At 46.7% G+C, this 16422-nt stretch carries 2 protein-coding genes (1 of these 2 running past the window's edge); both read left to right on the top strand.

Annotation, left to right across the window (positions count from 1 at the left end; all coding sequences use genetic code 11):
* Window positions 1–2741, top strand: the final stretch of a protein-coding gene (locus tag CVV77_RS03640) for a non-ribosomal peptide synthetase (RefSeq protein ID WP_100274671.1). Its footprint begins 12376 nt before the window's first position; 2741 of the gene's 15117 nt are visible here — the last part of the coding sequence; its start codon lies off the left edge, out of view; it ends in the stop codon at window positions 2739–2741.
* Entirely contained in the window at window positions 2725–16422 is a 13698-nt protein-coding gene (locus tag CVV77_RS03635; RefSeq protein ID WP_100274670.1) for a type I polyketide synthase, read from the top strand. Before CVV77_RS03640 ends, CVV77_RS03635 begins: the two co-directional genes overlap by 17 nt.

Genomic DNA, 16422 nt, shown 5'->3' with positions numbered 1-16422 from the left:
CTGATGAGTTCTATTCGGATTCTCACGATACGGAGGTTTGCTACAGAGACGGTTTGCGGTATCAGGCTTTTCTAAAAGCGCGTCCTGAAACAGGTAAGGGAGTCAAACAAAGCATGACCTTCCCTAAAGAGCATGTGCTTTTCATTACAGGCGGGACACGAGGCATCGGACTATTATGCGCCCGGCATTTTGTGGAGCGCTATGGAGTGAAAAAGCTGGTGCTGACTGGACGAGAGCAGCTTCCTCCGCGAGAGGAGTGGGCTCGCTTTGAGACATCAAACACATCCGCGGCACAGAAAATCCAGGCAGTGCGGGAGCTGGAAGCGCAGGGTGTGCAAGTGCAAATGCTGTCGCTTACTTTATCTGATGATGCTCATGTTGAACAAACGCTGCAACATATCAGGCAAACAATAGGGCCGATTGGCGGTGTCATTCATTGTGCAGGTCTGACCGATATGGATACGCTGGCATTCATCCGAAAAACTGCCGATGATATTCAGCGGGTGCTGGAGCCTAAAGTGGCTGGGCTGACAACGCTATATCGCCACGTGTGTAACGAGCCATTACAGTTTTTTGTATTATTTTCTTCTGTTTCAGCCATTATCCCTGAGCTTTCGGCGGGACAAGCTGATTATGCGATGGCCAATAGCTATATGGATTATTTTGCGGAAGTACATCAGAAAAATGCGCCGATCATCAGTGTTCAGTGGCCGAATTGGAAAGAAACCGGTATGGGTGAAGTGACAAATCATGTATATCGGGAAAGCGGCTTGTTGAGCATTACAAATTCAGAGGGCTTACGTTTTCTAGATCAAATCTTATCGAAAACACTCGATCCGGTTGTTCTCCCTGCGGTGGCGAATCAAACAAATTGGGAGCCGGAGCTGCTGATGAAGCGGAGGAAACGTCATGAGCAGGAAGCAATTTTGCAGAGCCCGCTGGCCACAGACATCAAAGAGATTGATGACATTTCCAAAAGTGATGGGCTATTATCCGAAACACAGTCCTGGCTTGTTGAACTGTTTACCGAAGAGCTGAGAATTAATCGTGAAGACTTCGAAATTGACGGATTATTTCAAGATTATGGGGTGGATTCGATCATTTTGGCGCAGGTGCTCCAACGTATAAACCGCAAATTAGAAGCAGCGCTCGATCCATCTATTCTATATGAATACCCGACAATTCAAAGGTTCGCAGATTGGCTGATCAGCTCTTATTCCGAAACGCTGTCCGCTTTATTCGGAGACAGGATCTCGAAAACAGCAGCACCTATGGAGAGCAAAATGGAGGCAGGTGTTACTGGCCCTGCGAAAGATCGTGCTCCTGCCGCCCAGATACAAGCGCCGGCGACTATTTCGCCGGGCTCCCATGCAGAAGATATTGCTGTTGTCGGGCTGTCTTGCCGCTTTCCGGGAGCAGATAAGCTGGAAACCTATTGGTCATTATTATCTGAGGGACGTTCGTCAATCGGTCCGGTTCCGGCAGAGCGCTGGGGCTGCAAGACGCCATATTATGCCGGCGTGATTGATGATGTCAGCCATTTTGATCCTGATTTCTTTCTGCTTCATGAAGAAGATGTAAGGGCAATGGATCCGCAAGCATTACTCGTATTGGAAGAGTGTTTGAAACTCTTGTATCACGCCGGATATACACCTGAGGAAATAAAGGGGAAGCCTGTCGGCGTTTATATTGGGGGCAGAAGCCAGCACAAACCTGATGAAGAGAGTCTTCATCATGCTAAGAATCCGATTGTGACAGTCGGCCAAAATTATTTAGCGGCTAATATTTCACAATTTTTCGATGTCCGCGGCCCGAGTGTTGTAGTTGATACAGCATGTTCGTCAGCTTTGGTCGGCATGAATATGGCCATTCAGGCGCTGCGTAGCAGTGATATTCAATCTGCCTTAGTCGGCGGTGTCAGCTTGCTAAGCTCAGATGCTTCTCACAGGCTGTTTGACCGGCGCGGCATTTTAAGTAAACATTCATCCTTCCATGTGTTTGATGAACGTGCTGACGGAGTTGTTTTAGGTGAAGGCGTCGGAATGGTCATGTTAAAAACAGTAAAACAGGCGCTGGAAGACGGAGATACCATATATGCTGTCGTGAAAGCGGCCTCGGTCAATAATGACGGAAGAACGGCAGGACCGGCAACACCTAATCTGGAGGCGCAAAAGGAAGTCATGAAAGATGCGCTTGCCAAAAGCGGAAAAAAACCAGAGGACATCAGCTATCTTGAAGCAAACGGGTCAGGTTCAGTGGTAACCGATCTGCTTGAACTGAAAGCGATCCAATCGGTGTACCGTTCCGGTCACTCATCGCCTCTTTCTCTCGGCTCAATCAAGCCAAACATCGGGCATCCGCTATGTGCAGAAGGGATCGCCAGCTTTATTAAGGTTGTGCTGATGCTGAAAGAGCGAAGTTTTGTCCCGTTTTTATCAGGTGAAAAAGAGATGGCGCATTTCGATCAACAGAAAGCGAATATCACGTTCACCCGAACGCTGGAAAAATGGACAGATTCGCGGCCTGCGGCGGCCATTAACTGCTTTGCCGATGGGGGGACGAATGCTCATGTCATCGTAGAGGCGTGGGAAAAAGATGAAAAACGCGCGATCAAGCGCAATCCAATATCGCCTCCTCAATTAAAGAAACGGGCGTTTTCGCCTGGCAAGTCAAAGCCGGAAGCGGAGACCTTAAAAATGGATGCGGCAAACATATGGGATACTTATGAGGTGGAGGTCTAACGTGAAAAATATAACGAAACAACTCACATTATCGTTAAAAAATCCGTTTATATATCACCATGTGGTTTACGGACAAAATGTCCTTCCGGGATTGGCCTATATCGATATGATCTACCAGATATTCAGAGAACATGGCTACTCTTGCTCAGAGCTTCAGCTGCGAAATTTATCCATCTATCAGCCGCTGATGGTGGGACAGGATGCGATGATTGTTCTCAATATCCAATGTACGGAGAAAAAAGAAGGAAAGTGGCAAATCACAGCCAAAGGCCTTGAAAAAAGTGGCGGGAAAGAAGCTTCAGAAGAAAAGCTCTATATGAAGGCTGACATGCACGCTCATTCCCCGGTTGTATTTGAAGAAACACTGGAGATCGGTCAGATGAAAGCATCTGCGAGGAACGTTGTTCAGCTTGATGATGTATATGAACAATGCAGACGTCAGGAATTGGTGCACAGTGAATATATGAAAGTGAAAGGCTGCATCTATGAAGAGGAAGACGGCGTCCTTCTTGATCTTTCTCTCGGCTCAGAGGCCATGCGTCACGCAGAAGGCTTTATGTTTCATCCAACTCTCATAGATGGGAGCGGGGTGGGGGCCAACAATTTGCTCACATCTTTGCTTAAAGGAGAACAGAGGCTGTATTTGCCTCTGTTTTATGAATCCTTTTCCGCTTCAGCACTTTTGCAGACACATTGTATGACGAGAATTAAGCGTTCCTCCGTCCGTCAGGAAAAAGAGCTGATTTATGTAACACTTGAATTTTTCAATGCTTCCGGAGAAAAAGTGGCTGAACTGAAGAACTTCACAAGCAAACTAGTGCGTGAAGCAGAGCTGATTAGCGGAAAGCATCAGGATGTACAGGATAAACAAGAGACGAGTAAGGACATAGCTGAGCATACTCATGCTGCTGATACCGTATCTTCAACCGGCAGTATGGGAGCCTATGGCGGGGCTGAACAGTTCGTCAGCCAATTAATCGCAGACAAAATCAATAAGCCGATTGAACAGATTGAAAAACAGGTCGGCTATTATCAAATGGGACTGAATTCATCAGGATTGCTTGAAGTGGTAGAAACCATCAGTGACAAGATCGGTGAGAGCCTTTCGCCGACTCTCCTGTTTGAGCATACTACCATTGCAGAGTTGTCAGCATTTCTTGCCGAGGAATATGCCGAGCAATTTAGTGCCGCCGGTTCCGTTGTTCAAAATGAAAGAGAACACGTCTCTGATCGCATAACCGACGATAAGACTGCTGAAAGCGTACGTACTGAATCTTCTATTGTTATACCTTCTGAGGCGGCAGGCGACATTGCAATAATTGGTATGGCGGGCAGGTATCCGAAGGCGAACAATATTCATGAATTTTGGAACAATCTGAAAGAGGGGAAGGATTGCATTAGCGAGATTCCTGAGTCGCGCTGGGATTGGCGGCGCTTTGAAGGAATCACATCTCCTTCAGGCAAGGATATTTCCAAATGGGGCGGATTTATTGATGACCCAGACTGCTTCGATCCTCAATTTTTCAGAATCACGCCGAGAGAAGCAGAGACAATGGACCCTCAGGAGCGGCTGTTTTTAGAAACCTGCTGGGAAACCATTGAGGATGCTGGCTACACACCAAAGACGTTGGCTAAGCCTAAAGGACGAAATAAAAGGCATCATGTAGGAGTTTTTGCGGGCGTCATGCACAAGGATTATACACTAGTCGGCGCTGAAGAAGCATCAGCGGAAAATGTGTTTCCTCTCTCGCTCAACTATGCGCAAATCGCCAACCGTGTATCTTACTTTTGTAATTTCCACGGTCCGAGTATGGCGGTTGATACGGTATGCTCCTCGTCTCTGACTGCTGTACATCTGGCATTGGAAAGCATTCGCCACGGTGAGTGTGATGTCGCGTTAGCAGGCGGAGTGAATCTGTCCCTGCATCCTAATAAATATATGACATACGGGGTCTGGGATATGTTTTCCACTGACGGGCACTGCCGTACATTTGGCAAGGATGGGGACGGTTATGTGCCGGCCGAAGGAATTGGTGCGGTTTTATTAAAGCCTTTGCGCCAGGCGGAGGAAGACGGAGATCGTATTTATGCCGTGATTAAAGGAAGTGCCGTGAATCATGTGGGCACTGTAAGCGGCATTTCAGTGCCGAGTCCGGTTTCCCAAGCTGATCTGATTGAGGCATGCTTGGAGAAAACGGGAATTGACCCGCGGACGATCAGTTATGTGGAAGCACATGGAACCGGTACGTCCTTAGGAGATCCGATCGAAATACAAGGGTTGGTGAAAGCATTCCGCCAATATACACAGGATCGGCAATTCTGTTCAATCGGTTCTGTTAAATCGAACATCGGTCATGCTGAATCCGCAGCGGGTATCAGCGGTTTAAGCAAAGTTGCCCTTCAGCTTCACTATCAGACTCTCGTGCCTTCTTTGCATTCGGAAGAACTGAATCCGTACGTGGAATTTGAAAAGTCTCCATTTTATGTACAGCATGAAGCAGAAACGTGGAAGCAGCCTGTTATTAAGGAAAATGGGAAAGACCTCCCTTATCCGCGCCGTGCAGGTATCAGTTCCTTCGGGGCGACCGGTTCCAACGCACATATTATTGTAGAGGAATATATTCCTCAAACAGCGGAGCAGGACGTTACTTTGCCGTCAGATTCTGAAATGCCGGCTGTTATCCCGCTTTCTGCCCGTAATCAAGAACGTCTTCATGTATATGCAAAGCGTCTCTTGGATTTTCTTCATGATGGGATTCAGATTAGAGATTTGGCTTATACATTGCAGGTAGGTCGTGAACCGATGGAAGAGCGGGTTGCTTTTGTAGCAGATGGAATTCAAGAATTGACCGGTCAATTGAAGGCTTTTATAGAAGGGCACGAAACCGTTCAGCATTGCTGGATGGGCCGAGTGTCAAGAGGAAGCGATTTATCGCTTTCTGCCGAAACGGTACATAAATCGCTGGAACAAAGAAATTTCGATCTGATTGCAGAGCAGTGGGTCAACGGAGCTTCGATTGACTGGAAACTTCTTTACGATGGAAAGAAACCAAAGCGGATCAGCTTGCCGACATATCCTTTTGAGAAGGTGCGTTATTGGGTGCCGAAAGCGGAGGCAGCGACTGATCGATCCAAACGGGAAGGTCATGTCCTTCATCCTCTTCTGCATCAAAATGTGTCCGACATGTCGGGAATACGCTTCCGTTCAGCGTTCACGGGACGTGAATTTTTCCTGAAGGATCATGTCATTAAGGGCGAGCGGGTTTTACCCGGTGCAGCTTTATTGGAGATGGTTCGTGCGGCTGTGGAAAAGGCAGCTGCCAATCAGTTTCCGACAGGATTCCGACTCCGGAATATCGTCTGGGTTCGGCCGTTTGCCGTTACAGAACAGCAAGCAGACATACACATACGTTTATATCCTGAAGACAATGGTGAGATTGCATTTGAAATCTGCCAGGAGCCTGAAAGCGCAGAGAAGGAGCCAGTTGTATACGGACAAGGGAGTGCAGTGCTTTGTGAGGCTGATGAATCTCCGGTAATAAACATTGAAGAACTGAAGGCAAATGATAAAGAGCGGATTCTGTCACCTTCTGATTGTTACGACGCTTATGCGGACATGGGAATTCATTATGGTGACAGCCACAGAGCCATCGACAGCATATATGCCGGCAAAAACGGAGTTCTAGCAAAATTGACGATGCCATCTGTGATCTCTGATACGCAAGACCGTTATGTTCTGCATCCGAGCATGATAGATTCGGCATTTCAAGCATCTATCGGTTTGAGGCTGGGAGGCGATGCGAGTTTAACAGACAGAAAGGCAATGCTGCCTTTTGCATTACAGGATGTTCAAATCTTCAAAGGCTGCGAGGCGTCTATGTGGGTACGGATCACATACAGCGAGGGCAGTGCAGCTGGGGATCGTATGCAGAAGCTTGATATCGATTTGTGCAATGAAGAGGGGCAGGTTTGCGTGCGAATGAAGGGCTATTCTGCAAGAGTGTTAGAAACAGAGGCAGAAAATCCTTCTGAGACAATTGACACGCTGCTGTTTGAACACGTTTGGGAAGAAAATGCTCCTGCAGAGAAGCAAGAGCTTATAGGGTATGAGACACATAAAATCATTGTCTGTGATTTTGGAGAACAAATGGAAAGTATTCGGAATCATCTTGACTGTACAGTACTGCAGCATCATACAGAGGCAATTGATGAACGGTTTGAAGGATATGCCGTACAGTTATTTGAAGAAATCAAGCAGCTGCTGCACTCAAAAGCCGGGGGACATACACTCATTCAAGTGGCGGTGCCTGCATTGAACGAGCCGCAGCTATTAAGCGGCTTAACCGGACTGCTCAAAACGGCTGAGTTAGAAAATCCAAAACTGACAGGACAGCTGATTGAATTAGATACTGGGGTGTCTGCTAGTGACATCTTCGAAATATTAGAAGAAAACAGACGCTGTCCTCGTGACACGCATATCCGCTATTGGCAAGGAAAACGTTTTGTAAGCAAATGGAAAGAGACGTCTGGTGAGCACCTAAGTGCTGACATACTGTGGAAGGATAAAGGGGTTTATCTGATTACAGGCGGTGCAGGCGGTCTTGGCTTCATCTTTGCAAATGAAATCGCAAACGAAACGAATGATGCTGTTGTAATCCTGACAGGACGCTCTCCGCTCGATGAAAGGAAGCAGGCGATGCTTCAAGAGCTACAGAAACTTGGCGTCCGAGCAGTTTACAGAAAAGCGGATCTGACAGAGAAACGAGCTGTTGATGCCTTAATAGAAGAGATTCAAAATGTTTACGGCGGCTTGGACGGCATCATCCATAGCGCCGGTATGATAAAAGATAATTTCATTATTAAGAAAAAGAAAGAAGAAATTCAAACCGTGCTCGCTCCAAAGGTAACTGGTCTGATTCATCTTGACGAAGCAACGAAAGATATTCCGCTCGACTTCTTTATCCTTTTTTCCTCAGGTGCGGGAGCAGTGGGAAGTGCGGGACAGGCTGATTATGCAATGGCAAATGCATTTATGAATGCATTCAGCGAATATCGAAATGGCCAAGCAGCGCTCCGCAAACGTTACGGAAAAACGCTTTCGGTGTGCTGGCCGCTGTGGAAAGACGGGGGCATGCGTATTGATGCTGAAACTGCAAGGATGCTGACAAAAGAAACAGGCATGGTGGCCATGGAAACAGGTCATGGGATTCAGGCATTATACCATGGCTGGGCGTCAGGAAAGCCGCAGCTGTTGGTGGCATCAGGTGTTGCCAATCGGATTCGTGCATTTTTATATGAAACGGGACATGGTCAAGGCCAATCCCAAAATATGAAAAATACAAATGACAATCAGGATACGGAAAAAGCAGACATTGTCTTTGGAGCCGATGAAGAGACATTGAGAGAAAAAGCAGAGAACTATGTGAAACAAGTGCTTTCTTCGGTTATCAAGCTGCCGGCCAGCCAAATTGATGCTGAAGCTCCTCTTGAGGATTACGGGATCGATTCTATTATGATCATGCATGTAACTGGTCAATTAGAAAAAGTATTTGGATCTTTGTCCAAGACGCTGTTCTTTGAATACCAGGATATTCGGTCATTAACCCGGTATTTTACTGAATCCCACAGAGAAAAGCTGCTGGACATTTTGGGGATTGAAAAAGACAAACCTTCTGCTGCGGAAAATACAAAAACTGATTCAGAGCCTGAAAAGAGAGAAATCTCTGTTGCCCCAAGAAAGTCTGGATTCTTTCCTTTGCAAGAAAAAGGGCAACAACAGTCAAGAGAAAAGGGAACAGAGGAAATTGCAATCATCGGTATCTCAGGGCGCTATCCACAGGCAGAGAACATCTATGAATTGTGGGAAAACCTGAGGGACGGGCGAGACTGTATTACGGAAATTCCTGAAGACCGCTGGGATCATAGTCTCTATTATGATGAAGATAAGGACAAGCCTGGAAAAACCTACAGCAAGTGGGGCGGCTTCATGAAGGATGTAGACAAGTTTGACCCGCAGTTTTTCCATATTTCGCCGCGTGAGGCAAAATTAATGGACCCTCAAGAGCGTTTATTTTTGCAGTGTGTGTATGAAACGATGGAAGACGCAGGATATACAAGGGAGCATCTCGGCCGTAAGCGTGATTCGGAGCTTGGCGGAAGCGTCGGTGTTTACGTAGGTGTCATGTACGAAGAATACCAGCTGTATGGAGCGCAAGAGCAGGTGCGGGGCAGGTCTCTGGCTTTAACAGGAAATCCATCATCCATCGCAAACCGGGTATCTTATTATTTTGATTTTCATGGGCCAAGTATCGCTTTGGATACCATGTGTTCTTCTTCTTTAACTGCTATTCATTTGGCCTGTCAAAGCTTGCAGCGCGGAGAGTGTGAGGCGGCATTCGCGGGCGGCGTGAATGTTTCAATCCACCCAAATAAATATTTGATGCTTGGGCAGAACAAATTTATGTCCAGCAAAGGCCGATGTGAAAGCTTCGGACAGGGCGGAGACGGCTATGTGCCGGGAGAAGGCGTTGGAGCAGTGCTTCTTAAGTCATTGTCTAAAGCTCTTGAAGATGGCGATCACATTTATGGAATCATTAAGGGGACAGCTATTAACCACGGAGGAAAAACAAACGGTTACTCAGTTCCAAACCCGAATGCCCAAGCTGATGTGATCAAAAAGGCGTTTGTGGAAGCGGAGGTTGACCCGCGGGCAGTCAGTTATATAGAAGCGCACGGCACGGGAACCTCTCTAGGAGATCCTATTGAAATGACTGGGCTGTCCAAAGTGTTTACGCAACAAACGGATGACAAACAATTTTGTGCAATAGGCTCGGCCAAATCAAATATCGGGCACTGTGAGAGTGCGGCAGGTATCGCAGGGTTAACGAAGGTATTGCTCCAAATGAAATACAGGCAGCTTGCACCTTCCCTGCATTCAAACGTGCTGAATCCGAATATTGATTTCCTTAACTCACCGTTTAAAGTACAGCAAGAGCTAGAAGAATGGAAGAGGCCAATCATTTCTGTCAATGGAAAAGAAATCGAATATCCGAGAATCGCAGGCATCTCTTCATTTGGCGCCGGGGGAGTAAACGCCCATATTTTAATAGAAGAACATGTTGCCGAATCTAAGCAGGAACGTTCGCCAGCGGGGAAACAGCCGGCTGTCATTGTGCTTTCAGCAAAAAATGAGGAAAAACTTCAGAAACGGGCGGAGCGATTGCTGCATGCCATTCGTGAACAAAGATATGCTGAAGCAGATTTGCACCGAATCGCCTATACGCTGCAAGTCGGTCGTGAAGCGATGAATGAGCGTCTGGCGTTCGTTGCTGAGACGATGGTGGAACTTGAAGAAAAACTCAATGACTTTATCTCTGGAACAGAAAATCGAGAATATGTCTATCGAGGACAAGTGAAACGCAATAAAGAATCTATTGCCGCTTTTGCCGCTGATGAAGATATGTCAAAAACAATCGAGGCATGGATGCAAAAAGGAAAGTACGCGAAGGTTTTAGACCTTTGGGTAAGAGGCTTGCGTATTGATTGGAGCGCGCTCTATCAAGATCAAAAACCGCGGCGCATCAGTTTACCCGCCTATCCTTTTGCACGAGATCGCTATTGGATAGACGTAAATGCAAAGGCTGAGGAAATAAGAAAAGACGAACCGGCCGCTTCGGTACAGCCCGTCATTCAAAAGCCGTCTATTGCCAAAGAAGCCAGCGGTAAGCCTGCCAATATCACGTTACAGCCTTTAATGGCCAATCAGGATCGTTTGCAGCGTGCGGCATCTCCGCTTCCATCAGATACAGAAACAAAGACGATCGCGGCGGAAGCCTTGTGCGATGAACTAACGGCGAGCTTAGCGGAAGTGCTGTACATGGATCAAAATGAGGTTGATCCAGACGAAGCATTCATTGATATCGGAATGGACTCGATTACCGGACTCGAATGGATAAAAGCAATAAATAAACAGTATGGCACATCACTAAATGTCACCAAGGTTTATGATTATCCGACAACACGTGATTTCGCTGTTTACTTAGCACAAGAGTTAAGCACACAATCTGGAGAAAAAACAGCAGGAATCGAGGTTTCAAAACAAACCGAGCCGTACGCGCCGATGAAACAGAAAACAGCAGCACCCGCTCCAAAACCGGACAATATATCCCTGCAGCCGTTAGAGAATCATCAGCCGCTGCAGGAGGAACCTGCAGCAACCATTCAATATGCAGCAGCAGAAATATCCGCATCAAGCCAATATACTGGGGCAATTGAAACGCTGCATGAAGAATTGAGGGAAAGCATAGCAGACGTGTTATTCATGGAGCCCAACGAGGTGGATGTTGACGAAGCATTCATCGATATCGGAATGGACTCGATTACCGGGCTCGAATGGATAAAAGCGGTGAATAAGCAATATGGCACGTCCTTTTCAGTCACCAGAGTGTATGATTATCCAACGATACGTGATTTTGCCGAGATGCTAAAGTCCGAGCTTGGAACGCATTTTAAGAGAAAGCAAGAAATGACAGATCAGCATGAGGTCTCTGAAGCTGTTAAACATGTGAAACAGCCGGCAGCACTCCCTAAGGCAAAGCCGTCAGACCGTCCGCTTCAGTCTGTTCAATACCCAATAAAGAAAGAGCATGAGCAGAAACCGGCTCCTATTCAACAAGATCACCGAGAGGATGCGATAGCCATTGTCGGGATGTCGGGGAGGTACCCGGGCGCCAGTAATGTAAGAGAATATTGGGATAACCTGGTTCATGCGAGAAATGCGATTCGGGACATTCCAACATCACGTTGGGACGTTGACAAATACTATGATCCTGCCCTGAACCAAAAAGGAAAAAGCTATTGCAAATCAATGGGGATGCTTGATGATATTGAACATTTTGATCCGTTGTTTTTTAATATTCCGCCGTCAGAAGCTGAACTGATGGATCCCCAGCATCGAATATTTTTGCAGGAAGGCTATAAAGCTTTTGAGGACGCTGGATATAACGCCCGAACATTAAATGAGAAAAAATGCGGCGTTTATCTCGGGATTATGAGCAATGAATATGGAGTTATGCTGAATCGGCAGGCAAGAGCAAACGCCACCGGGAACAGCTTTGCGATTGCTGCGGCGCGTATTCCGTATTTTCTTAATTTAAAAGGGCCTGCTATTCCTATTGACACCGCATGCTCATCTTCATTGGTCGGCACACATTTAGCACGACAGGCACTCATAAACAAAGAAATTGATATGGCGCTGGTTGGCGGTGTCAGCTTATACCTGACGCCGGAATCTTACATCAGTATGTGTGAGGCCGGCATGCTTTCACCTGATGGACAATGTAAAGCATTTGACAATGGCGCGAATGGTTTTGTGCCCGGCGAGGGTGCGGGTGCGTTGGTACTGAAAAGGCTGAAAGATGCGGAAGCGGACCGTGACCATATTTACGGCATTATCATTGGCTCAGGTATTAATCAGGACGGGAAAACAAACGGAATCACGGCACCGAGTGCGAAAAGCCAAATGGATCTGGAAAGAGGTATATATGAAACATACGGAATAGATCCTGAGAGTATTAGTTATGTAGAAATGCACGGCACCGGAACAAAACAAGGCGATCCAATTGAATTAGAGGCCTTATCTACCGTTTTTCAAGAAAAAACAGATAAAAAACAGTTTTGCGCTATCGGTTCAGTCAAAAGCAATATTGGCCATACATCTGCGGCGGCCGGAGTAGCCGGAGTTCAAAAAGTGTTATTGTGTATGAACCATAAAATGTTGGTGCCGACATTGAACTTCACGACGCCGAATGAGCATTTTCAATTTGAGCATTCTCCTTTATATGTAAATACGGAGCTTAAGCCTTGGGAAACGGCTGACGGAAAACCGCGGAGGGCCTGTGTAAGCTCTTTCGGATATAGCGGGACGAATGCCCACATCGTGATAGAAGAATATCAGCCTGAAAAGAGGGATGATCGATTAATAAAGCAGTATCAGTCAACACTCTTTGTACTCTCAGCGAAAAAAGAGCAGCAGCTGAAGGCCTATGCAAAAGCAATGAAAGATTTCACAAATTCGATTGAAGAAATCAATCTGGAGGATATGGCATATACACTTCAGACGGGCCGTGAAGCGATGGATTATCGGATGGCGTTTTTGGCGGATTCAAGAGAATCGCTGATCAAAGCTTTGGATGATTATTTGGCAGATGTACCGAACAGCAACTTATATGCCGCTCACGTGAAAACGAAGAAAAGCGAAATCAAGCTGTTTGAAACAGATCACGATGCCAAAGCATTGCTGCAAACATGGATAGAGAAGAAAAGACTCAAGAAAGTAGCGGAATTATGGGTAAAAGGGCTGCAGGTCGATTGGAACGGACTTTATGGAGATCACATGCCTCGCCGAATCAGTCTGCCTGCTTATCCGTTTGCAGAAGAATATTACTGGCTGCCAAATCTAGAAGAAAACACCGAAAACAGTGGTTCAGCACTGCCTCACTCCGAACCGCTTACTAAGCATTGCATTCTGCATAAACAGTGGCAGTGTTGTCCGATTGAACCAGCAGTACGCACGAATCAAGCCGTAGCCATATTAGCAAACGAGGAAACTATGGCATTGGCGGCAGAGCTTTCGAAGTATTTCTTAGATTACCGTATATTTAACAGTCAAGAGCTCGATCATGTATCTGCCGCTGACTATGAAGATGTTGACGGAGCAATCGATCTGATCGGATGCGGAACGAGCCGTGAGCAGTCTACAAGCTGGATAAACTGGCTCCAAAAGCTGATCGAGCAAGGACGTACAAGCAAGCGCAATTTAATGATCTTGGGTGTAACGAAGGGGCTGGAGGCTTACGCAAATGAAGCTGTTCATTTGTCCGGTGCTTCGCGGGCCGGCTTATACCGCATGCTTCAAAACGAGTACAGCCATCTTACATCAAGACACGCAGACATGGAGTGCGGAGCCTCTCATGAGGAGCTGGCCAGACTGATCGCAGACGAGTTTTATGCTAATAGTGCCGAATCAGAAGTATGTTATCGAAACGGACAGAGGTATCGCGCATATTTGGCAGAGAAACCAGTAGAAGCCGAGGTTACTCCTAAGCAAGTATCGTTTTCATCAGACAAAGTCCTACTGATTACAGGCGGGACAAGAGGTCTCGGTTCGTTGTGTGCGCGGCATTTTGTGAAAACATACGGCGTTAAGCGGCTGGTGCTCATCGGCCGGGAAGAGCTGCCGCCGCGTGATCAGTGGAATTCAGTAAAAAATGCCTCACTTGAGAAGATAAAAGCCATTCAAGAGCTAGAAGCCATGGGTGCGCAAGTTCAAGTGTTGTCTCTGGACCTGACCGATTCATTTGCTGTCAAACAGAGCCTGAAGACAATACACGAAACAATGGGGGCAATTGGCGGAGTCATCCACTGTGCCGGGAAGGTGAACAAACATAATCCGGCATTTATCAGAAAATCACTAGAAGAGATCGAACAGGTGCTTGAACCGAAAGTCGAAGGCCTGCAAACGTTATTTGACCTGCTTAAAGACGAACCATTGGCGTTTTTTATCTTGTTTTCATCAGTATCAGCGGCCATTCCTGTTCTTTCAGCCGGACAAGCTGATTACGCGATGGCGAATGCTTTTATGGATTATTTTGCAGAAGCTCATAAAGGTGAATGTCCAATTGTCAGCATTCAGTGGCCTAACTGGAAGGAGACCGGTTTAGGTGAGGTTCGAAGCAAAGCTTTAGAGCAGACTGGATTGGTGAGCTTGAGAAACGATGAGGGATTACAACTGCTGGATCAGATTTTATCAGATACACACTGTGCTGTCGTGCTGCCGGCGATTCCAGATACAAATGTATGGAAGCCTGACAAGCTTATGCAACAGTCACTGCCTGTTGAAGCCCTCTCACATCCTGAGACTAAAGAGCAAGCCAGCCCTCAAAACCTGTTCCTTGAAACAGTTGACTGGCTCGTAACTCTTTTTACAGATGAACTGAAGATATCAGCTGAAGACTTTGAAACAGACGAGCCTTTCCAAGAATACGGAATCGACTCAATTATATTGGCTCAGCTGGTACAGCAGATGAACCAAACATTCAATGGAGATATTGATCCATCGATTTTGTTTGAATATCCGACAATAGAATCCTTTGCAAACTGGCTCATATCGAAATATGACGTGTCAGCTGTTTTGCATCCATCTGTTCCTGAGACACAAATACCTGCTAAGGCACAATCGGCAGTGAAACAGGCGCCCATGCAAGAACAGCAGCCACAACAAATAAGTCATAAAAAAACGGCGGGTCTTGCAGAAGATATCGCCATCATCGGTCTTACTTGCAGGTTCCCTGGAGCGGAAACACTTGAGGCATACTGGGATTTAATACGTAGTGGTCAGTCTGCGATTAAACCTGTACTGCCTGAACGATTCGGGCACTCCAGCTCTAATTACGCGGGCCTCATTGATGATATAAATCGATTTGATCATGATTTCTTCATGATGTCCGAGAACGATGTCAGAGCGATGGACCCTCAAGCGTTGGCCGTATTGGAGGAAAGCCTGAAGCTGTGGTATCACGCCGGTTATACAGAGAAAGAAGTGAAAGGCATGAGGGCTGGTGTTTATATAGGAGGCCGCAGCCAGCACAAGCCTGATCCGTCCAGTCTTTCAAAAGCAAGAAATCCGATTGTCGCTGGCGGACAAAATTATTTAGCAGCTAACATCTCACAATTTTTTGACTTAAGGGGCCCGAGTATTGTGCTGGATACTGCTTGTTCCTCTGCACTGGTCGGACTGAATATGGCCATTCAGGCTCTGCGGAGCGGAGATATTGAGGCAGCGGTTGTCGGCGGCGTCAGTTTGCTTGATGCTGATGCGCATCAAATGTTTCAGGAGCGCGGACTCTTATGTGATAAGCCGTCATTCCATATTTTTGATAAGCGGGCAGACGGTGTCATTTTAGGAGAAGGCGTGGGCATGGTTCTCGTCAAAACCGTCAGCCAGGCACTCAAAGACGGAGATTCCATATATGCTGTCATTAAAGCCGCCGCTATCAACAATGACGGAAGAACGGCAGGCCCATCTTCACCGAATCTCGAGGCGCAAAAGGATGTCATGCAGATAGCGCTTGAAAAAAGCGGCAAAAAGCCTGAAGAGATTAGTTATCTTGAAGCGAATGGCTCGGGATCAGCGGTGACAGATTTACTTGAACTGAAGGCGATTCAAGCCATTTACCGTTCCGGCTCAAAGGCGCCATTAGGGCTGGGATCAGTGAAACCTAACATCGGTCACCCTTTATGTGCAGAAGGAATAGCGAGCCTGATTAAAGTCGCTTTGATGCTGAAACATAGACAATTGGTTCCATTCCTGTCAGGTGACGAAAACATGCCGCATTTTGATATAGAAGAGACTGATTTGTATTTCTGTAAATCGCAAGACGAGTGGAAGGAGACAACGCCGGCTGCGGCAATCAATTGTTTTGCTGATGGCGGCACGAATGCCCATCTGATTGTAGAAGGCTGGAAAGACTCGGCCGAGCGTGCAATCAGAAGAAAACCTTTGCCTCTGCCGGAATTAAATCGGAAGCCCGTTTTAAGAGAACCATCGGCTCAGACCGTGCAGAAAAAAGTGCTTTCAGGCACGGGGGCTTCTAAAGAAATGTTTTGGAAAACTTTCAAATAA

This window comes from Bacillus sp. SN1 (assembly GCF_002796895.1).
GTDB classification, from domain to species: Bacteria; Bacillota; Bacilli; order Bacillales; family Bacillaceae; genus Bacillus; species Bacillus inaquosorum.
Note: the sequence above shows the minus strand (reverse complement) of the source record. Positions and strands in the feature narration are given on the sequence as shown.